The organism is Bacillus infantis (assembly GCF_008180445.1).
GTDB lineage: Bacteria > Bacillota > Bacilli > Bacillales > Cytobacillaceae > Bacillus_AB > Bacillus_AB infantis_B.
Genome location: NZ_VTER01000003.1, coordinates 121,542 through 146,283, shown reverse-complemented (window position 1 = coordinate 146,283; position 24,742 = coordinate 121,542). Strand labels below are relative to the sequence as shown.

The following is a 24,742-nucleotide window of genomic DNA, read 5'->3' as shown; positions in this document are numbered from 1 at the left end:
CATAACGTTTTCGTCAGACGGAAAGCAGAATGGGCACCGGCATTTGTGAATGCCGGTGGTGCTTCTGCCGGCTTTTAAAGGTTATTTCTAAGGAAATATTATATCACAATAAATGGCAGCAGTAAGCAGAATTTCCTGTTACTTTCGGCCGATAATTTCCACTTCGGTTTCCATTTTAACCTTATATTGGGAATAGATAGTATCTTTTACATGCTCGATCAATCCAAGAACATCTTCTGCCGACGCGCTGCCGGCATTTACGATGAAGTTCCCATGCAGCTCGGAAATCTTTGCCCCGCCGATGCTGTGGCCTTTTAAACCTGCCGACTCAATCAGCTGTCCGGCATATTGTGGAAGCGGATTGCGGAAGATGCTTCCTGCACAAGGATAGTTATAGGGCTGTGTTTCTTTCCGGTAATCCTTGTTCTTTTGCATCTCTGCCACAATGCTGTCTCTCTCTCCTTCCTTAAGGCTGAAAACTGCCTCAAGCACGATGCCGGGCCGCTCCTTCTGAAGAACTGATGTACGGTAGGAAAATTTCATTTGCTCATTGGTGAGCCATTCCATTTTGCCATCTTCAAAGAGCACAAAAGCTTTCTTGAGGATCTTTGAAATATCGGAGCCGTGGGCGCCGGCATTCATATAGACCGCACCGCCGACCGAACCCGGGATGCCGCTTGCGAATTCCAGGCCGGATAGGCCTTTCCGGCTGATCTGGACGGATAGGCTCACGATAGAGAATCCTCCGCCAGCAGTTACCTCAGATCCGTCCACTTCGAGTTTATCCAATCCTGGGCCAAGCTTAATGACGGCCCCCTCAATCCCTTTATCTGATACAAGCAGATTCGATCCCCTGCCTATTACCCTCCACTTGATATCATGTTCACGGATAAGCTCCATTGTTTTAATGAAATTGTCTATAGATGAAGGTTCTACAAACAAATCGGCGGGGCCGCCTATTTTCATGGTAGTATGGTTGGCCAAAGGTTCATTTTCTTTCACTTTTCCAACCTGCATATCTTTAAGCCTGCTGATCAATTCGTCCATATATACCTCCCTTTCCACTCTTTTTACTATCTTATGTCTTTTAAGCTCTTTGGGCTACCGGCCCTTCTTACGGACAAGGTCTTCCATGACGCGGTGCAGCCTTTTGGCCGCATCCGGTATCCCCAATTCCCTGGCCGCTTTTTTCATATCCTTCAGTTTCTTCTCATCAAGGAGTATTCCATCAATTGAAGCGACAAGCTTCTTGCTGGTCAGTTCTTTTTCAAGCAGGAGTTCTGCTGCCCCGTTATCAGAAAGGGCCCTGGCATTTTTCTCCTGGTGGTTGTTGGTCACATAAGGGCTTGGCACCAGTATGCTCGGGATTCCAAGTGATGTCAGCTCTGCAAGAGTGGTCGCCCCCGCCCTTGCCACTGTCAGGTCCGTGCCGGCCAAAACCTCCGGCATATTATGGACAAATGGCTTTATGATCACATTTGGCGGATTGCCGACCAGCTCTACCTCTTTTCTGACTTCCTCATAGTGCACTTCTCCTGTCACATACAGCACCTGGTAAGGCTTATCCTGCAGCTCGGCGAGCGATTTCAGCACTGCTTCATTAATCGGCCTTGCGCCCCTGCTGCCGCCAAAGATCAAAACAGACGGGATATTTGTTTTCAGCCCGGCTGACAGCCTGCCTTTGACAGGGTCCTGGCCAATCACTTCAGAGGCGCGGGGATTTCCGGTCAAAATAACTTTATCGGACGGAAAGAATTCTTTTGCTTCTTCAAAACAGACTGCTATTTTATCGACATATCTGCTCAGGAATTTGTTGGTCAGTCCCGGGACACTATTTTGCTCGTGTATGATGGTCGGGATGCCAAGCTTGGCAGCTGCATAGACAACAGGACCGCACACATAGCCGCCAGTTCCGATGACAATGTCTGCCTTGAAGTCCTTGAGCATTTTCCTGCTGTCAGCTGTTCCTTTCAGGAATCTGAATACAGTTTTAATATTTTCAAAAGACAGCTTTCTTTTGAAGCCAGTGATATGTATGGATTTGAACGGGATGCCTTCTCTTTCCACGAGAGTGCTCTCCAGCCCCTTTTCAGTCCCTATATATAAAAACTCTGTGTCTTTATGCTCTTTTTGAATTTCTCTGATCAATGCGAGTGCAGGATATATATGTCCTCCTGTACCGCCTCCGCTGACTGCAATTCTCATGACTTTCACCTCAAAGAAGAGTGTTGGTATTTAGCAGGCATTTATAGCCTAATAGGGGTGGCAGCACAAAGTCTCCCTTAAAAAACACTCTCACGCTTTACCCCATTCTACTATAATCTAAACGGCTCTAATAAGCCATAACATTAATGTCATGCAAATGTAATAAAAATCCTTAAAATATATGGATAGTCACCCTGATTTTTGAAGCTGTATCGAAGAAGCTTCTTTCCCTTGTATAGCCAGCCCGGAAAGTAAAAAGAAACCCTGTCGGAAACAGGGTCAGTATCTCGCATGCCGGCTTATATTCAGGAGGACTCCGATCGCCATCAGCATTAGAGTAAGGGACGAACCGCCATAGCTGAGGAAAGGGAGTGTAATCCCTGTTACCGGCATCAGCCCGGTAACAACCCCGATGTTAATCATAACCTGGATCGCCACCATCGCAATGATTCCCACGGCAAGGAAGCTGCCGTACAAATCAGGTGCTCCCAGCGCAATCCTTATCCCCCTCCAGAGGAGGAGAGAAAACAGTAAAAGCACGAAAGAGCCACCGATAAAGCCCAATTCTTCCGCCAGGATGGCAAAAATAAAATCGGTCTGGGGTTCTGGCAGATAAAAAAACTTTTGCCTGCTCTCCCCTAGGCCAAGGCCGAATAGCCCGCCTGGCCCTATTGCATATAATGACTGGATGATCTGGAAGCCGCTCCCAAGCGGATCCTCCCATGGATCAAGGAATGATGTGATCCGCTTCATCCTGTACGGAGCTGACAGCACCAGCCCTGCAAAGCCCCCCAGGCCGATAAGCCCAAGAACAGCAAAATGGCTTATCTTAGCCCCGGAGATAAATATCATAACCACACAGGTCCCGATCATGACGGTCCCTGTCCCAAGGTCAGGCTGAAGCATAATCATTCCGAATGCAAGAAATGCGAGCCCAAGGGAAGGGACGAGCCCCTTGCGGAAAGAGGTTATCAGCTTTTGCCTTTCAGAAAGGTACTTAGCCAGGAACGCAATCATGGCAAGCTTCATGAATTCGGAAGGCTGGATGGAAAATGCCCCCACGCCTATCCAGCTCCTTGATCCATTCCTTACATTTCCAACCCCGGGAATCAGAACGAGAACCAGCAGTACAAAGCAAATGATTACAATTGCCTTGGCCCAGGTCCTCCATGTCCAATAATCGATATTCATGATAAAAAACATGGCCATGATGCCTGCGGCTGCAAAGAGCATCTGCCTCTTCGCAAAGAAAAAGGAATCATCAAACTTATACTCTGCCCAAATGGCACTGGCGCTGTATACCATAATGAGGCCGACTGCCAGCAGAGTAAATGTAACTAAAATCAATATAAAGTCCGGAGTAGATCTTTTTGTTGGCAACAGAATACACCTCGAATGCAAGTTTTAGGGCCTGCATGAGCATGCATTCCAGTTTGCAGCACAATGAGGATGCAGTCGCTCCCGGACGGCCAGCGCCCGGGACAAGCCCTTACTTAAGCTTATGCACCGCATCGATAAAGATGTCTCCCCTGACCTCAAAAGTTTTGTATTGGTCCCAGCTTGCACATGCCGGCGAGAGGAGAATAACATCGCCCGGCTTTGAAAGCCTGTGGGCGGCGGGTACGGCGCTAGCAACATTATCGACACGCATGATCGATTTTATTCCCGCAAGCTTTCCTGCCTCTTCTATTTTTCCGGCTGTCTGCCCAAAGGTGATCAGTGTTTCTACATTAGCCAATGAAGGGATCAATTCTTCAAAATCATTGCCGCGGTCAAGACCGCCGGCCAGCAGTATGACAGGAACATCAAAAGCGGCAATAGCATTTTTCGTAGCAAGTATATTTGTAGCCTTGGAATCATTGTAGAATTTCCGTCCGTCCACTTCACCGATATACTGCAGTCTGTGTTTGACACCTGCAAAAGAGGACATGACCTTAAAGATCGCTTTATTATCCACGCCTGAAAGCTTCGCGGCTGCAATCGAAGAAAGGATGTTCTCCAGATTATGATCGCCGGGAAGGGATGCATCTTCCCGCTTCATGACAGGCTCCCCATTAAAACAGATCCAGCCATCCTTTACACATGCCCCTGCATCAAGAACCCTGCTCACAGAGAACGGCACAATCCGGGCGCGGCTTTTTTCCGCCAATTGAACGACAGCCTCCTGGTCAGCATTGATAATAAAGTAATCTTCTTCTGTCTGGTTTTTAGTTATATTGGCTTTGGCTTCAAAGTACTCATGCCTTGTCCCATGATAATCCAGATGGGCATCATACAGATTTGTAAGAATCGCGATTTTCGGCCTGAAGGCCTCTATGCCCATCAGCTGGAAAGAAGACAGCTCAATGACAATGGTATTTGCGGAATCTGCACCTTCCGCAACGCCTGTGGCAACCGTCCCGATATTCCCCGCAATCAACGGCGACTTTCCGCCTGCTTCCAGCATTTCATGGACAAGGGTTGTCGTTGTTGTTTTCCCGTTCGTTCCAGTGATCGCGATAAATGCTGCTTCGGAAATCTGATACGCAAGCTCCACTTCTGTAATGACAGGAATGCCGCGCTCCATGGCCCCCTCTATCATTGGATTATGATAAGGGATCCCCGGGTTCTTAACAATAAGTTCAAACCCTTCATCCAAAAGCTCTATCGGATGGTCTCCGCATATAACCTTGATCCCCTGCTCAAGCAAGCCCTGGGCTTCCGGATTTTCAGATAGAGGCTTCATATCGTTAACAGTGACAAAGGCCCCCAGCTTGTGCAGCAGGGAAGCTGCACTCACACCGCTCTTGGCGAGTCCGAGTACAAGAATTTTTTTATGACGGTAAGTATCTATCTGCTTCAATTATTACCACACCTCGATATAGATTCCCAGGATTGCAAACAGGAGCCCGACTGTCCAGAAAGTCACTACTACGCGCCATTCCGACCAGCCGACAAGCTCATAATGATGGTGAAGGGGACTCATTTTAAAAATCCTCTTACCAGTTGTTTTAAAAGATATTACCTGCAGAATAACAGACAGCGTCTCAATGACAAAAACCCCGCCGATGATGATCAGGATGAACTCAAGCTTTGTCAGGATGGCAACAGTCGCAATTGCACCACCCAGGGCAAGCGAGCCGGTGTCGCCCATGAATACTTTTGCCGGATGGGCATTGAATACAAGGAATCCCAGTACAGCACCGACAACAGCAACTGAAAAGATCGACACTTCAAATTGGGACTGGTTCCAGGCCAGAACAGCAAAGGCCCCGAACGCGATGGCCGCCGTACCGGAAACAAGTCCGTCCAGCCCGTCTGTCAGATTGACAGCATTGGAAAAGCCGACAAGCCAAAAAATGATGAACAATGCGTAGCTCCAGCCTAAGTCGATGGACAGATCAGTAAACGGGATAGAGACCTCTGTTGAAAATTCATTTGTTTGGAAAATAAAATAAAAAATGAGCGATATGATAATCTGGCCCAGCAGCTTTTGCTTAGAAGTAAGGCCTAGATTCCTTTTTAGCGCCACCTTGATGAAATCATCCAGAAAACCAAGAAGCCCAAAGCCAAGTGTGACCAATAGGACCATATAAATCTCTGCTGTAGGCTCCGCAAACTTACTGGACATCACCAGGGTAGTCACAGTGACCGAAAGCAGAATCATGATTCCGCCCATCGTCGGCGTGCCTGTTTTTTTCTGGTGAGATTGCGGGCCTTCCTCACGGATGCTCTGACCGAATTTCAGCCTTCTAAGGAAAGGGATGAAAATGGGAGATAGTAGGACTGTTATTAAAAACCCCATCAGGATTGTCAGAAATATTGCCTGCTCCATCATTTTATTCCCCCCCTTCCGGTAATGCCCGCTCATTCATTACTGCAATATCATATGTAGTGAGCCTGTCATTAAGACTTTTATTTTCTATCTTATGGTTGTTGTGGGCAGCTATGCCATATTCGGCACTGCTGGATTGAATAGTATTCGTCATGATCAAAAGCCTTTCAGTATATCTATTTATTATTTGTTATAGAGCATATTCAGCATAGCAGCAGCTTTTCCGGCTGCTGCCCTGCTTATCTGTTCAATATAGCTTCTCTTGCTGCGGTCCTGTCGTCAAAGTCAAATGTCTGCCCGCCGATCTGCTGGTACGTTTCATGCCCTTTGCCTGCTATGAGAATCACATCTCCCTTGCCGGCAGCACCAACACTGTATGCTATTGCCTCTTTGCGGTCTGCTATCATTGTGTAATTTCCTTCAGGGACGCCCGCAGCCATATCTTTCAATATTTCATCCGGATCCTCGCTTCTCGGATTATCCGATGTAAATACCGCATCCGTTGCAAGCCGGCAGGCGATCTTAGCCATCAGCGGCCTTTTGGTTCTGTCTCTGTCACCGCCGCAGCCAACTACGACGAAAATCCTGCCTTCAGCAAACTCTTTTACCGTTTCCAATGCATTTTCCAGACTGTCAGGCGTGTGCGCATAGTCGACAATCACAGAAAAATCCTGTCCGGCATCCACTGTTTCAAATCTGCCCGGGACACCTTTCACAGTCGAAATGGATTCCAGGATCGCTTCGAGCTCAAGACCTGAAGCCAAAGCTGCACCAATTGCAGCCAGCACATTATAAACACTGAATTTGCCGATCAGCTGCATGGCAACAGGGTGCACGCCAAACGGGCTGACAAGGTCGAATGAAGTCCCTCTGGCATCCATCTGGATGTGCACAGCACGCAAATCCGCTTCATTATCGATGCCGTAGGTCAGGATCTGCGCAGCGGTCGATTTTCTGTACTCAGCGCTTGCCGGATCATCAGCATTCAAGACAGCATACTTAGGTTTATGATGATAGAACGCACTCCCAAGCTGTGCAAAAAGCAAGCCTTTGGCCCTTCTGTATTCGTCCATCGTTTTGTGATAATCCAGATGGTCCTGAGTCAGATTGGTAAAAACGGCCACATTGAAATCGCAGCCATGGACGCGCCCTTCATCAAGTGCGTGGGAGCTTACTTCCATGACAGCTGCTTCCACTTTCTTTTCGACCATGGAAGCAAAGGTCTTCTGCAATGTCAGGCTTTCCGGCGTCGTATTCTTCGTTTCAAGCGTCTCGCCGGCGACTTTGGTGTACATCGTCCCGATGAGGCCCGTGCTTTTGCCGGCATCCGCCAGAACCTTTTCAATAAGATGGCTCGTCGTCGTTTTTCCGTTTGTACCGGTGATCCCGATCAGATGCAGCTGCTGGCTCGGCTGGCCGTAGAAAGCATCCGCCAGTACAGCCATGGCCCTTGCTGTATCCTTGACAATGATGACAGGGACATTCAGCGAAAGCTCCCTTTCAGCCAAAACGGCCGCCGCCCCGTTCTGGACAGCTGTTTCTGCATAATGATGTCCATCCACCGTAAAGCCCTCGATGCAGATGAACAAGCTCCCTTTTTTCACTTGCCTGCTATCATTTTCCAAGGATACTATTTCAGGATTATCTCCGCCAAAAGGTTTAAAAGGATGGAGATAGTGAAGCAGTGTATGTAATTTCAATTAAACCCATTCCTCTCATTCGCAGGAAAGACAGGCAGTATCGGCCTGCGTCATCCCCTGCCGTTTTGCTCAGTTGGCCATGCAGCGATCAGCAGCGGCATTTTCACGGATAATAAAAACGCTGCTGTATGCTTCCCATGAAGCTATCAGCTTAGATATTTCCTGCATGGCGACTTATATTTTACATGATTATTCTCTTTTTAGCCATTTAGTAATGAAAATTTAAAGAAAAACTTCCTTTGCTTGAAAGAGATGCGGAAATTCCCTTTTGCTTCTTATCAAAGAAAACGGGCAGCGCTGTCCGGCCGCCCGCATCATGCTCTTATTTGTCGTCGAAATACAGCCTGATTGTGGAGCCTTCCTTCAGTTTTACACCAGGCTGAGGGGTTTGCCTGACGACTGTCTCGCCTTCCCCGCTCCCGTCTATCTTCAGGTTGACAAGCAATTCGCCGAGCTCCTTTTTCGTGATGCCAACTAAATCCGGCACTTCTACCATCGGTGTATCCAGCCATGTCAGTTCTTTTTCAAGCTGATCCTTTCTCGGCTCGACACCCATCGCCCTAAGGCTGTCCCCCATGATATTCCCGACGATCGGCGCGGCGACAACCCCGCCAAACTGGATAGTGCCCTTTGGATTATCCACTGCCACATAAACAACAAGCTCAGGATCATCTGCAGGGGCAAATCCTATAAAAGATACAATATGATTATTTTCGAGATATCTTCCGTTTTCCGCCTTTTGTGCAGTTCCGGTTTTGCCGCCAACTCTGTATCCGTCTACAAATGCTTTTTTCCCGGACCCTTGAGCCACTACACTTTCAAGTGCCAGGCGGATTTCCTTCGAAGTTTCCTCTGATATCACTTTTCTCTTAGCCTCAGGGGTTTTTCTCATCACGATTTCTCCTGAAGCAGGGTCAACCAGCTCTTTTGCTATAAAGGGTGTATAAAGCGTCCCGCCATTGACGGCTGCAGATATCGCGGCAACCTGCTGGATCGGTGTAACAGAAACACCCTGTCCGAAAGCAGTGGTCGCCTGTTCAACAGGACCCACATTATCAAGATTGAATAAGATCCCTTTTGATTCACCCTGAAGATCTATGCCTGTTTTTGCGCCAAAACCAAAGTCTTTAATATATTTGAACAGTGTTTCCTTCCCAAGCCTTTCTCCTAGTTCCACAAAGCCCGGGTTGCATGAATTTTGCACGACTTCGAGGAATGATTGGCTTCCATGCCCTCCTCTTTTCCAGCAGCGCAGTCTCGCTCCTCCTACTTCAGTGTAGCCCGGATCATGAAAGTGATCTTTGGCAAGATCCACTTTCCCTTCTTCGAGGGCGGCTGCCAGGGTGATGATTTTAAAAGTGGAGCCCGGCTCATATGAGCTCCAGACCGGCAGGTTCCGGTTGTATATATCCGGCGCAACGTTCCGGAAATTGGCAGGATCAAAGTCCGGCCTGCTTGACATTGCGAGGATTTCCCCTGTATTCGGGTTCATGGCAATGGCTATGATGCCGTCCGGATTATAGGCCGCCTCTGCAATATCCAGCTCCCTCTCGACGATCGTCTGCACCTTCGAATCGATCGTCAGCTTCAGGTCCATGCCATCGACCGGCGCCTTATAATCATCTGCCATATCATTCATCCGCTGTCCCTTTGCATTTGCATAAAATTTGACAGAGCCTTTCTCGCCCTTCAAATCTTTGTCATAATAAAGCTCCAGCCCCATCAGCCCCTGGTTGTCGATCCCGGCAAATCCGAGCACATGGGAAAGATAATTGCCAAAAGGATAATGCCGCTTGGAGTCCTCGGCGATATAGACCCCAGCCATTCCCTCCGCCCTGATTTCTGTCGCTTTTTCATGGGAAATTTTTCTGCCCTCAGGTATTTTTACACTTGATGCCTGCTTGGTGATCAGCTGAAGCGCCTTCTCCTCGGACATATTCAGTATGGCGGCCAGCTTTTCAGCCGTATCATCAGGATCTTTTACCTGCCTTGGAACGACATAGACGGTCGGGGCACTGACATTGGTTGCCAAAGCCACACCATTGCGGTCGACGATTTCTCCCCTTTCCGGCTCAAAAGGGATGTCCCGGCTCCACAGCTCTTTAGCTTCATCCGTCAGCATGCTGCCAAGGAAAAATTGGACATATCCGAGCCGGATATCGATGATGAAAAAGATGAGTATGCCTGCCAATAAAGCAATGGTCAACCGTTTTCTTACGGTAACATTTGAAACGCGCATGAAAAACGAACCTCCTTCAATTATGGCTCGTTCAACTATATGCTTGTACCAGCACAAATAGAACGCACCGCCTGAAGCGGTGCGCCCTTTCCTGTTAATCCAATACTTCTTCCTCTTCAGCGTCTTCCCCGCCGGCAGCTTCGTCCTCTTCAGCCGCTGACCTGCTGTATTGTTCCAGAGGCGTTTCAAAGTCCACAATTAGAAACTCGCCTTCCTTGACTGGAGACCCCGGGGAAAGATTCTGCTTGACTGCAAAGCCGCTGCCTACCGTATTCAGCTTCAGGCCGGCAATTTTAGCCGTCTTCATAACATCCCTCATGGACCAGCCCTGCATATCCGGAACATTCAAAGTCCCGTCCGTTTTAATGACTACCCGTTCCCCTTCGAGTATAGAAGCTCCCGGTTCCGGAAGGTGTCCCGTTATTTTGCCGCCTTTCCCGATCACCGCCGGCACAAACCCGGCGCCGCTCAGCTTTTTGACAGCGACTTCCGCAGAAAGGCCTGCAACATCCGGAACCTCTTTTGCTTCGACTTTCGTCTGCTTTGAAGGTTCTATATTTAAATATTGAAGGCTGTTCTGCATAACCGGCTTGAAGATCTGCGATACAGGCAGAGACCCTTTCACGTAATCATCGATTTGCGGCTGCTGGACTGCCACGTACATGACCAGCTCAGGATCTTCTGCCGGCGCCATGCCCATGAAAGAGAAAACATAGTTCTCAGGCCCGGTCAAATATCCGCCTGATCCCGGAATCTGTGCGGTTCCGGTTTTCCCTGCAACTTTATAGCCTTCCAGATTATATTTTTTATAGCCTGTCCCTTTTTCTGCTGAAACCACTGTTTCAAGTATATCAAGGACTTCCTTCGCCGTTTTTTCGGAAATCGGATTTCCGGCGCTTTCAGGCTTTGTATCCTTGATCACTTCTCCTGTTGATGAATCCACGATTTTGTCAATCACATGGGGCTTCATCATCTGCCCTTTATTCGCAATGGCGGTTGCTGCCTGGATCTGCTGGATCGGCGTGACAGCCGTCCCCTGTCCGAAAGCAGTGTTTGCCTTTTCAATCGGATACTGATAGGCGAATTTAGCACCTGTTTCATTCGGAAGGTCTATTCCGGTAGGATTATCAAACCCAAACCTGGTCAGATACTTTCTGAAAGCATCAAAGCCAAGCTGCTCTTTGGCAATTTTTGCAAAAGCGACATTGGAGGAGCGCTGCACCCCTTCAAGATAGGTGATTGAACCCCATCCGCGTCCATAGTTATGGTCACGGACAGGCCTTGACCCCTTGTCAACCACATATGTCCCTGACTCATACCAGGCATTGGGATTGAATTTCCCTTCTTCTATCGCTGATGCCAGCGTGAAAATTTTCATGGTCGAACCTGGTTCAAAAGAGGTCTCGATCGCCTCATTATACCAATCATCCTCAAGGCCTTCCCTTGTCTGAGGATGGAAGGACGGCCGCTGCGACATTGCGAGGATGTCGCCTGTCTTAGGGTCAGCCACGATTGCCACCATTTTCTTCGGGTTATATTCCTTCTGGACACTGTTCATGCTGTCTTCCAGGAATGTCTGGATTTTTTTATCGATCGTCAGATATACATCATTTCCATCCTTGGCCGGTTTTACCTTTTCGTCAGTCCCCGGGAGAAGATATCCCCAGTGATCTTTTTCATAGGTTACCTTCCCATTGATGCCGCTCAGGACGGTGTTCAGGCTTTTTTCTATCCCAAGCCTCCCCACTGCAGGCGTTCTGTCCGGTTCATCCTTATCCTCTTCTTCGGGCTTTTCCACATAGCCCACCAGATGGGATGCAAACATCCCATTTGGGTAGAATCGCTTGATTTCCGGCCGGAAAGAGATTCCCGGAAGCTTCAGGTCCTCGATTTCCCTCTTAAGCGAATTCGAAATATTGCGGCCTGCCGTACCGAACTCCACCTGTTTGGCACCAGGCTTTGAAAGAATCCTCTTAATCTCGGATTCTTCCAGGTCAATTACCTTTGAAAGCTCCCTTGCCGTCTTGTCCTTATCCACTACATGCTGCGGCTTCTTCTTATTGACAGTCATTTTTTTGTTAAGGATGGCAACCAGCGTGAATGAGCTTCCATCTTCGGCTACCACGTCGCCGCCCCGGTCATAGATGGTCCCCCTTTTCGCCTCAAGGACGCGTTCATTGGTATACTTCTGCTCCGCTTTTGCGGCCAAAGGCTGGCCGCCCGCTTCTCCTGTTATTTGAATCGACACAAATCTGTACATCAGAACAAAAAAGAGCAGGCTGAATATTACAAATAATATCGCTGCTCCATAATTGATATTTGGCTGTTTTTTCATCATTTATCCTGTACACCTCTGACATTTTCATTAAGTGTCAGACCAAGAGATTTTGCTTTTTCAAAAATACGCTCGTATGTACTAAGCTCGCTGATTTGCAATTCAAGCTCGCGATTTGATTTTTCTTTCTCATTTATAGAGGTTTGGATGTCCTGGATATCTTTGTTCATCTCATAAATGGCAGCCTGGTTTGAAATGATGTGGACAGCGCCAAAACAGACAATGGCCCCAAAAACGACACCCATAATTTTTTCGCCGGGCGAGAGCCACAGGTTCTTGATCTTAACCTTCTTCACCTTTACAGCTGTCTTGTGCTGCTGTACTTCCTCCTGCTGCATTTTCCTTGCCAAGTTGCTCATTTTATCCCTCCTGTGATCATATAGGGCCGGACAATGCCTGGCCTTTATTTTTATATTGGGGCAAGCTGTTAAGCTTGTCCCCTTATTGATTTGCTTACAGTTTTTCTGCAACCCTCAGCTTTGCCGACCGCGCTCTGTTGTTTTCTTCCAGTTCTTCTTCTGATGGAAGTATAGGCTTCCTTGCAACAAGCTTAAGCACCGGCTTGAATTCATCTGGAATGATCGGCAGGCCCGGAGGCAGCGGCGGAGTCTCGCTCGCTTTCTTGAAAGTCGCTTTGCATATCCTGTCCTCAAGCGAGTGGAAAGTAATGGCACTGATCCTGCCGCCTGGCTTCAGAATATCAATCGCCTGCTCAAGCGACTTCTCAAAAACACCAAGCTCATCGTTGACAGCAATCCTGATTGCCTGGAAAACCCGCTTGGCAGGATGGCCGCCTTTCCTTCTTGCCGGCGCAGGTATGCCGTCTTTTATCAGTTCGACCAGCTGGGAGGTCGTCTCAATCGGTGCTTTCTCCCTGGCCGCTTCAATCTTTCTTGCTATTTGCTTCGAGAACTTTTCCTCGCCATACCGGAAGAATATCCTGACAAGGTCCTCATACGGCCAATCATTCACCACTTCATAAGCGGACAGGCTTGCATCCTTATCCATGCGCATATCAAGCGGAGCATCATGATGATAGCTGAATCCCCGCTCAGGTGTATCAAGCTGCGGAGAAGAAACGCCAAGATCATAGAGCACACCATCCACCTCGGTGACTCCGGCTTTTTCCAGCTCTTCCTTTAAATGAAGAAAATTGCTTTTTATAATAGTGATTTTGTCTCCATATTTACTGAGCTTCTTTTGTGCATTTTCAATAGCTGTTTCATCCTGGTCAAAAGCATACAGCTTTCCCCGGTTTGACAGCTGTGTCAGAATCAGTTCACTGTGCCCGGCCCCGCCCATTGTACAATCGACATAGACGCCATCCGGCTTAATATCCAGGCCGGCTACCGTTTCCTCCAGCAAAACTGTTTTATGATCAAACATACTTGTCTTCCACCTTCCAATCGAATCATCGAGGAATTATTATACTAATAAAACATTCCCATTATATATCAAACCCAATCATATTTTCTGCAATTTCAGCAAAAGATTCCTCTGACTCTGCAAAAAAATCTTCCCAAAGATGTTTGCTCCATATTTCGATTCGATTGGAAACGCCTACTATGACACATTCCTTTTCCAGCTTCGCATATTGCATGAGCGGGCTGGAAATGTTGATTCTTCCCTGCTTATCGAGTTCGCATTCAGATGCACCGGAAAAGAAAAAGCGGGTAAACGCGCGTGCATCCTTCTTGGTCAAGGGCAGCCCTTTCAGCTTTGTTTCAAGCTGCTTCCATTCAGAAAGCGGATAGCCAAACAAACATTGATCAAGCCCGCGTGTCAAAATGAACATTTCGCCCAAATCGTCACGGAATTTAGCAGGCACTATCAAACGGCCTTTTGTATCAACATTATGATGGTATTCGCCCATGAACATGCCCTAAACCCCACTTTCCAACTCAAATGTACCACATTCCCCCACTTTCCTCCACATGTTTTTAATATTCTCCTTGCATTCTGCAAATCCTTCTGGTAAATAATTATTTTTCTCCTTTTTATTTCCTGATAAAAAATTCTTTCCTGGATGCAGGCGCGGCTCCCAATGCAAAAAATCCCCAGCCGGATTGGCAAGGGATGGGGAAACAAATATATATTTTCAAAAAATCTTCCTAAAAAAGAGGTTTGGAATATTTCCATTCCAAACCTCTTTACAGGCAGGTCAGTGACCGTCCTTAATTTTAAAGCTTTATCAGTTTATGCTTTCCATCGAACTCAAACGGAAGCTCCATTATATCGTCTATAAGGGTAAGACCATGCAAATTCAGATAATAAAGGATATTCCAGATCCGTTCCTGAGGCGACCCCGAAGGCCTTAAGGCAGCTTCAATCCGCCTGTATTTAGAAAGAATAGCTGAATGCCTGTTTTTTAGGCTTTCTTCAGTCTTCGCCTCCATGAAATCCAGCTGCTTCAGAAGAAAAGATCCATTTTTTTCAAGCAGGGGCAGCATTCCCTTGTCCGTTTCCCGAAGACGGCTTTCAATCATCTTATACTGGCTGATCAGCTGCTTTTTCGTTTCCCCGAACAGGCTTGAAAGCGCCTGGTCCTTTACTCCATCGACAAAAGCTTCCTGCTCTTTGCCTGTTCCATTTTCCAAAACCGCTGCTATTTCCAGGTCAAGATCCTGGATGTCTGAAGCAACAGGCCTTTCCAGCAATGTGATATTCAGCCTTGGCACAATCGGAGGCATCTCCATGCCGAGATGTTCAAATGCCTGTTTGAGCTCTGCCCAATAGGCGATTTCCCCCGGGCCGGCAATAAAAGCAAGGACAGGGAAAAGCCTTTCCTGCGTAATTGGCCTTGTCACCACATTATTGCTTAGCTTTTCCGGCGATTCTTTGGCAATCAGTGACAGTTCATCAAGAGAAAACTGAATAGCTCCATTCTTGCCCTCGAACACGCTGAGTTCCTCATTATATTCTAGAAGGACCCTTTCAGAATTGAGTTCATCATAGAAAAAAAGGTTGGCTGCATTATCTCCTATTTCAATCGCTGGCTTAAAACCGGCTGCCTCCACTTCCTTCTGCTGCTGTTTAACAGCTTTGGTGATGGAGGAAAACTGGCTCAGCTGTTCAGAGAAAATGTTTTTTTCAAGTTTTCTCAGACGGCTGTCTCCTGAATCGGCAAGCAAAATGCCATATTCCTTAAACAGCTCCATAATCATATATGAAAAAAAGTCGACAAAGGTTTCTGACTCGTCGGCAGCCCGCTGGACAAATTGAAGCAGATCTTTTGTATGCTCTGTTTCTCCATAACCTTCGATCAGGCTTTCTGCCCAGCGGAAACACAGGGATCGATCCAGCTCGATCATAGATACCATTTTCTTCTCAAGTATCTTATATGGATACACAGCTTTATCAATCCGCCCGCTGTTCTCCGCAAAGATATGATTGACCTCGTGATAATCATGATCCTCCCCGGCTATCCAGAACACCGGCACAACAGGAACTCCGAGTTCGGCTTCCTTCTGCTTTGCAAGAACAATTATAGAAATTACTTTATGTATAGTATATAAAGGCCCAGTCAATATTCCTGCTTGCTGTCCGCCGATGATGACCACACTGTCCTCCGAGCGAAGCTTATCTAATGAAATGCCGGTTTTGTCCGAAGAAGGAAATCTGGACATATACTGCCCGATATAATCGGCAAGCTCTTCTCTGTAAAACTTCCGTCCCTTCAGCTCGTTCAAACGCCTTTGATATTCGCTGGCATCATGATAGCGGTAATGGAAAAAACGCTCCACCTCAGGCTCATGAGACGTATAATCTGTCGCAAACCGGCTGGATGCCGGCAGTGAGAGATTTAAAATCTCCATCTAAGTACTTCCTTTCTGGTCAACAATTTTCACTCCTACCTGAGTATATCATTGTCAGAATTGAAAAGAAAAAAACTTTGCCTGAGAAACATCGCCCAAAAATGACTATCAGAGCATTGCTGCTTACGGAATAGACAGATAGCCGGAGACACTTTGAAAGACACCGAAGATCAAAAGGACAATATAGGCAGAGAAAAACAAAAGAAAATTGAACCGCCAGAACCCCTTGAAAATCATCTGGATATTAATCTCCTGTTTGACTTTCCAATGGATGACTGTGAATATGACCGCAGCAAACAGCATGAACAGCACTATAATCCATAAATAAGACCGTTCCCAAATAGCCAGGATCAAAAAATGAACAGAAAGAATAAGAAGAAATGTACTAGAGTCGAGTGCAATGCGGACTGACTTTTTGTGGCTTCCTGTAATCTGCTTGCTGATGACGAATACAATCAGGTAGCCTAGCAGCGGTACTGTTACAAGTGTTGCGGCAACTGCCGAAAAGAATGATGACATGATGGATCCCCCCTAGTTTCCAGGCTCCTTCCCCTTGATGCACGAATAAAATGCATGAACAAGGGGAGCTTGTTTATTTTTTTTATCCGCTTCTCCCAGAATATATCCGAGAATGGCATCAGCTTCTGTTTGTCTCTGGTTCTGCAGGTCTTTTAACATAGATGAAGTGTTTGATGAAGTTTTCCTGCAGACTGAAACCAAAGCATCAAAAGTTTCTTCAGGATCGGAAAGCTCCAGCACAGCGGCAATTTCCGCAAAATATTTCTGCACTACTATGTAATAAAAGGGATTTTCAATCAATTCTCCATTTTTCACTTGAAGAATGCCAGTCAGCGGGTTGACTACAGCATTGATGACAAGCTTTTGAAGGAGCATTTCCTTGTAATCCTTGCGGACGGAAAAAGGAAAGTCCCCTGAGGGTTCTTCCAGGCATTCCGCCGCTTCTGTTCCTTCTCCTGAGAAAACCGCTATGTTCGTTCTTCCAGCACCCGTGTGCTGAACAGTCCTTGCATCTTTTTTTAAAGCCCCATGCTCAACAGTTCCTACAAGGATGGCCCTGGCCCTGAGTTCGTGAAGCAGTGACAGATGGCCCATTCCATTCTGGAGAAATAAAAAAGAAGAAGATGTGGCAGCCTGATTATCATTTATGATAGAAATAAGGGGATGGATATCGTATTGCTTGACCGCAACAATGGAGAGCTCTTCTCCTCCCTTCCACTCATCAGTCAGCAGCACCTGTACATAAGAAATATGTTCCCGGCCTTCCGCCAATAATGAAATCCCATAGGAAGAGATAAGCTTTTTCTGCTCTGCAGAACGGACATACAGAGTGACGTCATGACCTTTCTGCAAGTATGCTGCAAATAATAATCCAATGGCCCCCCCGCCAATGATCCCTATTTTCATAATAACTCCTCTATTTTGTAACTTTTAGTAATATTCTATCAGATATAGCCAACTTCCTGTACTCCGCCTGGGACTTTTTCTTTTTTTTATGAAAATGGCTGAGGTTATAGGATGAAATCAGGCAAAAGGCAGCTCGCGCAGAAGGTGTTTAAAAGTAAATTAAAGGCATTTTGGCTTGATGAGTAGAGCGGAGCAGAACTACAGTGGTCAGAGGGCCTTAGTGGCTCTGACTAAAACCCTCTGTTTTCTTTTTTCCTGGTCAGAGGGTCTCAGTGGCTCTGACTAAGACCCTCTGTTTTCTTTTTTCTTGATCAGAGGGCCCCAGTGGCTCTGACTAAGACCCTCTGTTTTCTTTTTTCTTGGTCAGAGGGTCTCAGCTGCCTTGACTAAAACCCTCTGTTTTCTTTTTTCCCGGTCAAAGGGTCTCAGTGGCCCTGACTAAAACCCTCTGTTTTTCTTTTTTCCCGGTCAGAGGGTCTCAGTGGCTCTGACTAAAACCCTCTGTTTTCTTTTCTCTTAATCAGAGGGCCTCAGCAGCCCTGACTAAGATCATTTGTCTTCTTTATCTACAAATAGAGGGTCCCAGTTTCGAAACTGGAACCCCTCCCCTTTTCTTTCTATCAAACCGGATAAACCGGATGCTTTCTCACGCTGAAATTCAGTTCTTTTGTTTCATAATAAGAGAATCTCTCGATCAGCTGATCGCGGAGATCAGAGGCAGCGACAATATCATCTACGATCAATTCAGAAGCTAGCCTGTAGATGTCGATATGTTCTTTGTATTCCTGCTGCTTCTCCTGGACAAAGGCGATTTTCTCCTTTGGATCTTCTATTTCATTGATTTTATTGGAATATACGGCGTTGACGGCGGCTTCAGGGCCCATTACCGCAATCTGTGCGGTCGGCAGGGCAATGCAGCAGTCAGGTTCGAATGCAGGGCCCGCCATTGCGTATAATCCGGCTCCATATGCCTTCCGCACAATGACGGATATCTTAGGAACAGTTGCCGAGCTCATGGCTGCGATCAGCTTGGCGCCGTGGCGGATGATGCCGGCGCGCTCAACCTTTGTGCCAATCATGAAACCTGGGACATCTGCAAGGAACAGCAGCGGAATATGGAAGGCATCACAGAGCTGAATGAATTTCGCCGCTTTATCGGCTGAATCAACAAACAGCACACCTCCTTTAACCTTCGGCTGATTGGCAATGATACCGACAGCTCTCCCGCCTATCCGAGCCAGCCCAGTAACGATTTCAGGAGCAAACAGCTTCTTGATTTCAAAGAAACTGCCTTCGTCAATCAATGCATCAATGCATTCGTACATATCAAAAGGGGCATTTTGGTTAACCGGAATAATGTCTTCCAGCTGACGGCCCTCTTTGGCTGCCATTCCCTCCAGCAGTTCCGTTTTCTTCTGAAAATTTGGAGGGAAGTACGGCAAGTACCGTTTGGCATATTCGATCGCTTCTTCCTCACTGTAAGCAAGCACGTCGCCGCAGCCGCTGACAGAACAATGCATACGTGCGCCGCCCATTTCTTCCAGCGTCACTTTTTCCCCAATGACCTTTTCAGCCATCCTTGGGGAACCCAGGTACATGGAAGCGTTTTGATCCACCATGATGACGATATCACAGAAAGCCGGTATATAAGCCCCGCCAGCAGCAGATGGGCCGAACAGCAGGCAAATCTGCGGGATGACGCCCGACAGCTTGACCTGATTATAAAATATTCGGCCTGCACCTCGGCGGTTTGGAAACATTTCCAGCTGATCTGTAATCCTGGCGCCGGCCGAATCTACCAAATACAATAATGGAACCTTCAGCTTCTCGGCGGTTTCCTGGATCCGGATGATTTTTTCGACGGTCCTTGCCCCCCAGGATCCAGCTTTTACGGTTGAATCATTGGCCATGACACAGACTGTCTGTCCGCCCACTTTTCCAGTGGCGCAAACAACTCCGTCAGCCGGAAGGCCTTCTTCCTTGCAATTGGCAAATTTGCCGTCTTCCATATACTCCCCGTCATCAAATAAAAGCTCGAGGCGCTTTCTGACAAACAGCTTATTTTGCGCCTTCAGCTTTTCATGATATTTAGGGGTCCCGCCGGCTTCTGCCGCTGCGGACCTTTCCCTTAATGTTTCGGTCAAAGTGTTGACTGCCTTCATGTTATTCCTCCTCTTTTTATTTTGGCGGACTGCTATTCCAGTACGATCAGAACGTCTCCTTCATTGACAAAATCACCGGCTGAGACTTTTATTTCAGCTACTTTTCCGTCCATATGGCTTTCAACCGGGATTTCCATTTTCATGGACTCCAGCATAATGACTTCCTGGCCGGCCTTGATTTCATCCCCAGGCCCTGCCATTGTGTTCAAAACCGTACCAGCCATTGATGATGTTATTTCTTTCATGTGATTTCCTCCTCTTAATGAACTGCAAATTTCTTTTCCGCCAAAAAGGCTGTTGTATAATTTCCTTTAATAAAATCTTCGTCATTCAATATCTGCTGAAATAAAGGAGCATTTGTTTTGATCCCCTTGATTTCCAGGTGTGCAAAGAAATTAGATGCCCGCTGGATCGCTTCTGACCTCGAGCCTCCGAAGATGATGCACTTCGAAATCATTGGATCGTAAAAAGGTGTGACTGTGTTTTCAGCGAGATATCCATTATCCATCCGGATCCCGTCCCCCTTTATCCAGGAAAAGCTATCAATTTTTCCCGGAGAAGGCATGAAGCTTACAGGATCTTCTGCATAAAGCCTGAACTCGATCGCATGGCCGTCCCTTGCTATTTCACCCTGCAGCAATGGAAGCTTTTCGCCCCTTGCCACGAGGATCTGCCATTTCACAAGATCCAGGCCGGTGATCTGCTCGGTTACGGGATGCTCGACCTGAAGCCTTGTATTCATCTCCAGGAAATAGAAATTCTCTTCTTCATCTACAATGAATTCAACAGTGCCGGCATTCACATAGCCGACCGCTTCTCCTGCTCTCAGCGCTGTTTCCAGCATATTCTGCCTTGTCCCCTCAGATAAAAAAGGGGATGGCGACTCCTCAACCACTTTCTGGTGTCTTCTTTGGATGGAGCAGTCCCTTTCATACAGGTGCACAAGGTTTCCGAATGAATCCCCGAATATTTGGACCTCGATATGCCTGGCGTTAGGAATATACTTTTCTACAAATACATCATCTGTGCCAAAATAAGCTTTTGCCCGTGCTTTTGTTGAGTCGTAGGACTTAGCGAGCGCTTGCTCATTTTCACAGCGGATCATCCCGATTCCTCCCCCGCCGCCGCTTGCCTTGAGCATGACAGGATAGCCCATTTCATCTGCAAGGCTTATAGCTTCTTCGAGCGTGGCGACACCTTCACTGCTTCCCGGAACGACGGCAACTCCCGCCTTGGCCATAGTATCCCGGGAAACGATTTTATCTCCCATCAGCTCAATGGTCTCAGGGGATGGTCCGATGAAAACAATTCCCTCATCAGCTGCTGCACGGGCAAAAGCCGCGTTTTCTGATAAAAAGCCGTAGCCCGGGTGAATAGCATCGGCCCCTTCAGCTTTGGCAATCCGCAGTATTTCATCTGTTTTGAGATAAGATCTGCCAACCGGGGGCTCCCCTATCCGGAAAGAATGATCCGCTTCCTGGACATATGGCATTCCGCTATCTGCATCTGAGTAAACAGCAATCGTTTCAATTCCCATTTCACGGCATGTTTTAATGACGCGCGAGGCAATCTCCCCGCGGTTTGCAATCAGTATTTTTCGCACATTCAGTCCCCTTTCCTGGCTTTATCCCTGCAATAAAATATATTTCTACAAAGTTCTCCTTTTTCCCTTCTTTTTTTGAAAACGCTTTCTATATTATTTGAAAATAGCTAATAGCCCTCTTTCTTTTTGCCTGACAGCAGCATATTCATTCCGGATATCTGCATGCTGCCATAAAATTCAACATCAATTACTACTTGATTATGCAGAATTATTTGTTATTTTGTTATATAATGTTGGAAAGCGCCTTCAAATATTTGCTGTAACAGGCAGGTTTAAATTTCTATAATGCAGGGCAAAAAAATTCATATGATGTAATGCAGCCAGTACGCAAGGGGGAAACATAATGGAATTTAAAGTAGAAAAATTAAAGGTGAACTATAAAACACTTGAGGAATTTAAAAGATTCAAAGAATATGGCCTGCAGGAATTATCCATGTTTGAAGATCTTGAAGCCAATATTATTGAAAACGACAGCGAGTCTCCTTTTTACGGGATCTATTTCGGGGATAAGCTGGTTGCCAGAATGAGTCTTTACCGGGAGGCTGCGAAGTTTGACCGCTATTTCAGCCCGCCGCAGGATTATCTTGAGCTCTGGAAGCTGGAAGTTCTGCCTGATTACCAGGGCAAAGGGTACGGAACTGCGCTTGTGAACTTTGCGAAAAGCTTCAAGCTTCCTATCAAAACCAATCCCCGCATCAAATCAAAGGAATTCTGGGAGAGGATGGGCTTCACTTCCGTCTCGTATGACATAGAAAGGGATCTGGGAGAAAACCCATTGGTGTGGATCCCAGCCGGAGCATCTGAACAGACGGGTGAAAGCAAATAACAGGGGCAGACAGCCAGAAAGCGGACATTAATTGTCCGCTTTTTAGTATGATCATTTTTGAAATACCTGCTGGCTGTTCTTTGTTTTCTGCTGGCGGTCTTCCTCTTTCAGCACCACCATCTTCCTTGCCCTTTCCATTATTTCGGTAAGCGCTTCATAGTCTCTTTCCATGACAGAAATCTCCTTCAGCAGCCTTTCGTTTTCTGCCGCCAGGTAATATACCTGATTTTCCAGCTTCTTGATCTGCTCTCCCGTCTCAGCCGCTGCCGGCTGATTGGCTTTGCGGTACAATGCTTCAATGTAACCCACTATAACCTCAACTTCAGGGATTTCTGCCCCGGGTGTGGCTTTTTCCGCTGTTGTACCTTCCTCCGTTTTGGCGGATTCAGGTTCCAGCTTGCCAGTCTGTACCGCTTCCGGCTTTTTCTTCAATTCCTTCCGCTGTTTCTTTGCAAGCTCAATCCCTGATTTATATTGCTTCCTCACATAAGAATTCCATCTGAAACCGCATGCCGCAGGGGTCCTTGAAAGCTGTTTTCCCACTTCCTCGAAGGCCTGCAGCTGTGTACCGCCTTCCCGGATATGGCGAAGCACCACTTCAGCAAGCAGCAGATCTTCATCCTGGGTCCAGGCATCCTGCCTTGTTGTCGACATCAGCTATCCCTCCTAGTCTTTTTAAAAGCATATGCTTCTGCTAGAAAAGATAGACTGATGCAAAATAAATTATAATGATTAAGAGCGATTTAGAAATTTGTCCACCTGGGCATGATGCTCATCCTTTTCCCACAGAATTGCGCAGCGGCGGACTTCGTCGTCAATTCTCTGCAGAATATGGCTGTTTTGCCACTTTTCAATCTGCAGCCTTTTGTAGCTTTCAAGCACATTCACATCCATCCGGAGAATTTTTGACAAATAATCCCTGCAGCTTTCGAGCGCTTCCTTTTGGCTTATCATATGAATGAATCCGAGCTCCAGCAGTTCAGAGCATCCATAAACCGATGCTTCCGCCAGCATTTTCAGCGCATTGGCCTGCAGGAGTTTCTCCATTAAAATAGAGCCGCCGCCCCAGCCGGTCGTAATTGCTAGCTTTCCCTGGATGAATCCTGCCTTTGCACCCGGAGCTGCTATACGGAAATCGCATGCAGATGCAATCTCACAGCCTCCTCCAACCGCCGCCCCATTTAAAAAAGCCACTGTCGGTTTGGGCAGGAACAGCAGGTCTTTCAGGATTGCCGCCATCCCTGACAGCATTCCAAAAGCCTCATCCTCTGTCTTCAGGCTGTGGAAGAGCCCCAAATCTCCGCCTGAACAAAAAGCATGGCCTCCGGCTCCGGTTATCATAAGTGCCTTAACCTCTTTCCTGCCTGCCAGATTGACTGCCTCCCTCAGCCCTTCCATTACTTCATAATTGATTGCATTCCGGACTTCCGGCCTGTTGATCGTGAATTGAAGCAGTCCATCTTCATGCTGTTCTATCGAATACGGCATCATCATCTTCCTTCACTTTTCTTCCATTATAGGAAGAAGTCCGGCTAAATAGCAATAAAATCACAGAACAGCCCAGCTGCACCTGAAAAACGCCAAAATTAAAAGCACAGGGATATAATCCCTGTGCTTTTAATAGTGAAAATTAGTCGTTAACAACTTCTTTTCCTTTGTATGTTCCGCAAGCCTTGCACACGCGGTGAGCAAGTTTCATCTCACCACAGTTTGGGCATTCTACCATACCAGGCACTTGCAGTTTGAAATGAGTGCGACGTTTTCTTTTCGCAGTTTTAGAAGTTCTTCTAAAAGGTACAGCCATTCTTCCCACCTCCTTAAAGAGTATTAAGAAAGTTATGAAGGCCAGGTATTCGCTGGATTCTTCAAATGCTTCTTGTAGTAGTTCATTAGTCCGGAAATATTCCGGGGATCATAATCCAGTCTCCTGCTATTCGCCGGAGGGATCATTTTGATCAAAGAAATTCGCAAGCCCAGCAAGACGGGGGTCGACTTTCTTTTGAAGGTCTTCCTCCTGGATGACTTCCCAGTCCTTGCCGGATTGGGGGGCACCCTCTTCACCGCTGTCCTCGCAAAAAACCTGCATAGGGACTTCAAGCAAAAGGATTTCTTCAATGATCGGCTGAAGATCAATGACATCGCCTTTCACCTGATGGGTTTCCTCTTCGGTTTCATAATCCAAACCTTTTAAGAGGAATGTTTCAGTTGTTTCAACATTAATTGGATAATGCACATCAACTAACGTACGAGAACAAGGCAGCACCAGATGACCTTTAATCGCTAAATGAAAAGTCACCTTGGACGAATCTATATCCGCCCGGCCAAATATATGAATCGGCGAAACCTCTCTGATCGTCGGGTCAGTATCCCTGATCCCGCTCACATCCACTGTTTCATCGATCGGATAATCCTTGCTTCGATATTTCTGTAATTGACTTATTGTCCATTTCATACGAATCACCCCAAGGCAACAAAAGTAATTATAGCTTTCATATAATTATTTGTCAATATTTTTTCTTTACACTATAATTTAAGCTAGTTAAACGCAGAATCGGCTTATTTTCCGGGATTTTTCCTCTTGAAGGAGAAGCCTCATCTACCATTACAGCTTCTGTCAC

General features: G+C 46.9%; 22 protein-coding genes. 1 reads left to right on the top strand and 21 read right to left on the bottom strand.

Annotated features, from left to right (window positions below):
- Positions 1–138 precede the first annotated feature (138 nt).
- From murB to FZD51_RS05330, 17 genes are all read right to left on the bottom strand, one after another.
- Complete coding sequence (gene murB / locus FZD51_RS05410) at positions 139–1,047, bottom strand: UDP-N-acetylmuramate dehydrogenase (RefSeq protein WP_148973843.1); 909 nt, start codon at positions 1,045–1,047, stop codon at positions 139–141.
- Between the two features lie 54 nt (positions 1,048–1,101).
- Positions 1,102–2,205: an undecaprenyldiphospho-muramoylpentapeptide beta-N-acetylglucosaminyltransferase gene (gene murG / locus FZD51_RS05405; RefSeq protein WP_148973842.1), complete on the bottom strand. Its 1,104-nt coding sequence runs from the start codon at positions 2,203–2,205 to the stop codon at positions 1,102–1,104.
- Positions 2,206–2,484: 279 nt separating this feature from the next.
- Entirely contained in the window at positions 2,485–3,585 is a 1,101-nt protein-coding gene (spoVE, locus tag FZD51_RS05400) for a stage V sporulation protein E (protein ID WP_148973840.1), read from the bottom strand.
- Between the two features lie 109 nt (positions 3,586–3,694).
- Entirely contained in the window at positions 3,695–5,047 is a 1,353-nt protein-coding gene (murD, locus tag FZD51_RS05395) for a UDP-N-acetylmuramoyl-L-alanine--D-glutamate ligase (RefSeq protein WP_148973838.1), read from the bottom strand.
- Positions 5,048–5,050: 3 nt separating this feature from the next.
- Complete coding sequence (gene mraY, locus FZD51_RS05390; protein ID WP_148973837.1) at positions 5,051–6,022, bottom strand: phospho-N-acetylmuramoyl-pentapeptide-transferase; 972 nt, start codon at positions 6,020–6,022, stop codon at positions 5,051–5,053.
- A 236-nt stretch (positions 6,023–6,258) separates the two neighbouring features.
- Positions 6,259–7,719, bottom strand: coding sequence for a UDP-N-acetylmuramoyl-L-alanyl-D-glutamate--2,6-diaminopimelate ligase (locus FZD51_RS05385; RefSeq protein WP_148973835.1), 1,461 nt, complete (start codon positions 7,717–7,719; stop codon positions 6,259–6,261).
- A 322-nt stretch (positions 7,720–8,041) separates the two neighbouring features.
- Positions 8,042–9,958 (bottom strand): stage V sporulation protein D, encoded by a 1,917-nt coding sequence (locus tag FZD51_RS05380; RefSeq protein ID WP_148973833.1) that lies wholly within the window; start codon positions 9,956–9,958, stop codon positions 8,042–8,044.
- Between the two features lie 94 nt (positions 9,959–10,052).
- Positions 10,053–12,296: a penicillin-binding protein gene (locus FZD51_RS05375; protein ID WP_148973831.1), complete on the bottom strand. Its 2,244-nt coding sequence runs from the start codon at positions 12,294–12,296 to the stop codon at positions 10,053–10,055.
- On the bottom strand, positions 12,293–12,652 hold the full coding sequence (gene ftsL, locus FZD51_RS05370) for a cell division protein FtsL (RefSeq protein WP_148973830.1): 360 nt from the start codon (positions 12,650–12,652) through the stop codon (positions 12,293–12,295). Before ftsL ends, FZD51_RS05375 begins: the two co-directional genes overlap by 4 nt.
- A gap of 94 nt (positions 12,653–12,746) precedes the next feature.
- Positions 12,747–13,679 (bottom strand): 16S rRNA (cytosine(1402)-N(4))-methyltransferase RsmH, encoded by a 933-nt coding sequence (gene rsmH / locus FZD51_RS05365; RefSeq protein ID WP_148973829.1) that lies wholly within the window; start codon positions 13,677–13,679, stop codon positions 12,747–12,749.
- A gap of 61 nt (positions 13,680–13,740) precedes the next feature.
- Entirely contained in the window at positions 13,741–14,172 is a 432-nt protein-coding gene (mraZ, locus tag FZD51_RS05360; protein WP_148973828.1) for a division/cell wall cluster transcriptional repressor MraZ, read from the bottom strand.
- A 301-nt stretch (positions 14,173–14,473) separates the two neighbouring features.
- Entirely contained in the window at positions 14,474–16,108 is a 1,635-nt protein-coding gene (bshC, locus tag FZD51_RS05355; protein ID WP_148973827.1) for a bacillithiol biosynthesis cysteine-adding enzyme BshC, read from the bottom strand.
- A gap of 123 nt (positions 16,109–16,231) precedes the next feature.
- On the bottom strand, positions 16,232–16,627 hold the full coding sequence (locus tag FZD51_RS05350; RefSeq protein ID WP_009791168.1) for a DUF3397 domain-containing protein: 396 nt from the start codon (positions 16,625–16,627) through the stop codon (positions 16,232–16,234).
- Between the two features lie 12 nt (positions 16,628–16,639).
- On the bottom strand, positions 16,640–17,533 hold the full coding sequence (locus FZD51_RS05345) for a 2-dehydropantoate 2-reductase (protein ID WP_148973826.1): 894 nt from the start codon (positions 17,531–17,533) through the stop codon (positions 16,640–16,642).
- 620 nt (positions 17,534–18,153) lie between these two features.
- Positions 18,154–19,695 carry an acyl-CoA carboxylase subunit beta gene (locus FZD51_RS05340; RefSeq protein ID WP_148973824.1) on the bottom strand — a complete coding sequence of 514 codons (1,542 nt, stop codon included), beginning with the start codon at positions 19,693–19,695 and terminating at the stop codon, positions 18,154–18,156.
- 32 nt (positions 19,696–19,727) lie between these two features.
- Positions 19,728–19,940, bottom strand: coding sequence for a biotin/lipoyl-containing protein (locus FZD51_RS05335; RefSeq protein WP_148973823.1), 213 nt, complete (start codon positions 19,938–19,940; stop codon positions 19,728–19,730).
- A gap of 14 nt (positions 19,941–19,954) precedes the next feature.
- Positions 19,955–21,298 (bottom strand): acetyl-CoA carboxylase biotin carboxylase subunit, encoded by a 1,344-nt coding sequence (locus tag FZD51_RS05330; RefSeq protein ID WP_148973821.1) that lies wholly within the window; start codon positions 21,296–21,298, stop codon positions 19,955–19,957.
- A 343-nt stretch (positions 21,299–21,641) separates the two neighbouring features.
- On the opposite strand from FZD51_RS05330, the gene FZD51_RS05325 reads away from it, so the two are divergent.
- Positions 21,642–22,124 (top strand): N-acetyltransferase, encoded by a 483-nt coding sequence (locus tag FZD51_RS05325; RefSeq protein ID WP_148973820.1) that lies wholly within the window; start codon positions 21,642–21,644, stop codon positions 22,122–22,124.
- 51 nt (positions 22,125–22,175) lie between these two features.
- Here FZD51_RS05325 and FZD51_RS05320 read toward each other — a convergent pair whose 3' ends face one another.
- The 4 genes from FZD51_RS05320 to FZD51_RS05305 all read right to left on the bottom strand — a co-directional run bounded on the left by FZD51_RS05320 (position 22,176) and on the right by FZD51_RS05305 (position 24,576).
- A complete protein-coding gene (locus tag FZD51_RS05320) occupies positions 22,176–22,778 on the bottom strand; it encodes an RsfA family transcriptional regulator (RefSeq protein ID WP_148973818.1) in 603 nt (200 codons plus the stop codon).
- Positions 22,779–22,856: 78 nt separating this feature from the next.
- On the bottom strand, positions 22,857–23,615 hold the full coding sequence (locus FZD51_RS05315; RefSeq protein ID WP_148974239.1) for an enoyl-CoA hydratase/isomerase family protein: 759 nt from the start codon (positions 23,613–23,615) through the stop codon (positions 22,857–22,859).
- A gap of 139 nt (positions 23,616–23,754) precedes the next feature.
- A complete protein-coding gene (gene rpmF, locus FZD51_RS05310; RefSeq protein ID WP_009791160.1) occupies positions 23,755–23,928 on the bottom strand; it encodes a 50S ribosomal protein L32 in 174 nt (57 codons plus the stop codon).
- A 126-nt stretch (positions 23,929–24,054) separates the two neighbouring features.
- Complete coding sequence (locus FZD51_RS05305; RefSeq protein WP_148973817.1) at positions 24,055–24,576, bottom strand: YceD family protein; 522 nt, start codon at positions 24,574–24,576, stop codon at positions 24,055–24,057.
- Positions 24,577–24,742: the final 166 nt, after the last annotated feature.

Coding starts and splice junctions, on each gene's coding strand:
- murB (WP_148973843.1), bottom strand. CDS start 1,047: ATGGACGAATTGATCAGCAGGCTTAAAGATATGCAGGTTGGAAAAGTG.
- murG (WP_148973842.1), bottom strand. CDS start 2,205: ATGAGAATTGCAGTCAGCGGAGGCGGTACAGGAGGACATATATATCCT.
- mraY (WP_148973837.1), bottom strand. CDS start 6,022: ATGATGGAGCAGGCAATATTTCTGACAATCCTGATGGGGTTTTTAATA.
- FZD51_RS05380 (WP_148973833.1), bottom strand. CDS start 9,958: ATGCGCGTTTCAAATGTTACCGTAAGAAAACGGTTGACCATTGCTTTA.
- FZD51_RS05375 (WP_148973831.1), bottom strand. CDS start 12,296: ATGATGAAAAAACAGCCAAATATCAATTATGGAGCAGCGATATTATTT.
- ftsL (WP_148973830.1), bottom strand. CDS start 12,652: ATGAGCAACTTGGCAAGGAAAATGCAGCAGGAGGAAGTACAGCAGCAC.
- rsmH (WP_148973829.1), bottom strand. CDS start 13,679: ATGTTTGATCATAAAACAGTTTTGCTGGAGGAAACGGTAGCCGGCCTG.
- mraZ (WP_148973828.1), bottom strand. CDS start 14,172: ATGTTCATGGGCGAATACCATCATAATGTTGATACAAAAGGCCGTTTG.
- bshC (WP_148973827.1), bottom strand. CDS start 16,108: ATGGAGATTTTAAATCTCTCACTGCCGGCATCCAGCCGGTTTGCGACA.
- FZD51_RS05350 (WP_009791168.1), bottom strand. CDS start 16,627: ATGTCATCATTCTTTTCGGCAGTTGCCGCAACACTTGTAACAGTACCG.
- FZD51_RS05345 (WP_148973826.1), bottom strand. CDS start 17,533: ATGAAAATAGGGATCATTGGCGGGGGGGCCATTGGATTATTATTTGCA.
- FZD51_RS05340 (WP_148973824.1), bottom strand. CDS start 19,695: ATGAAGGCAGTCAACACTTTGACCGAAACATTAAGGGAAAGGTCCGCA.
- FZD51_RS05335 (WP_148973823.1), bottom strand. CDS start 19,940: ATGAAAGAAATAACATCATCAATGGCTGGTACGGTTTTGAACACAATG.
- FZD51_RS05325 (WP_148973820.1), top strand. CDS start 21,642: ATGGAATTTAAAGTAGAAAAATTAAAGGTGAACTATAAAACACTTGAG.
- FZD51_RS05320 (WP_148973818.1), bottom strand. CDS start 22,778: ATGTCGACAACAAGGCAGGATGCCTGGACCCAGGATGAAGATCTGCTG.
- FZD51_RS05315 (WP_148974239.1), bottom strand. CDS start 23,615: ATGATGCCGTATTCGATAGAACAGCATGAAGATGGACTGCTTCAATTC.
- rpmF (WP_009791160.1), bottom strand. CDS start 23,928: ATGGCTGTACCTTTTAGAAGAACTTCTAAAACTGCGAAAAGAAAACGT.
- FZD51_RS05305 (WP_148973817.1), bottom strand. CDS start 24,576: ATGAAATGGACAATAAGTCAATTACAGAAATATCGAAGCAAGGATTAT.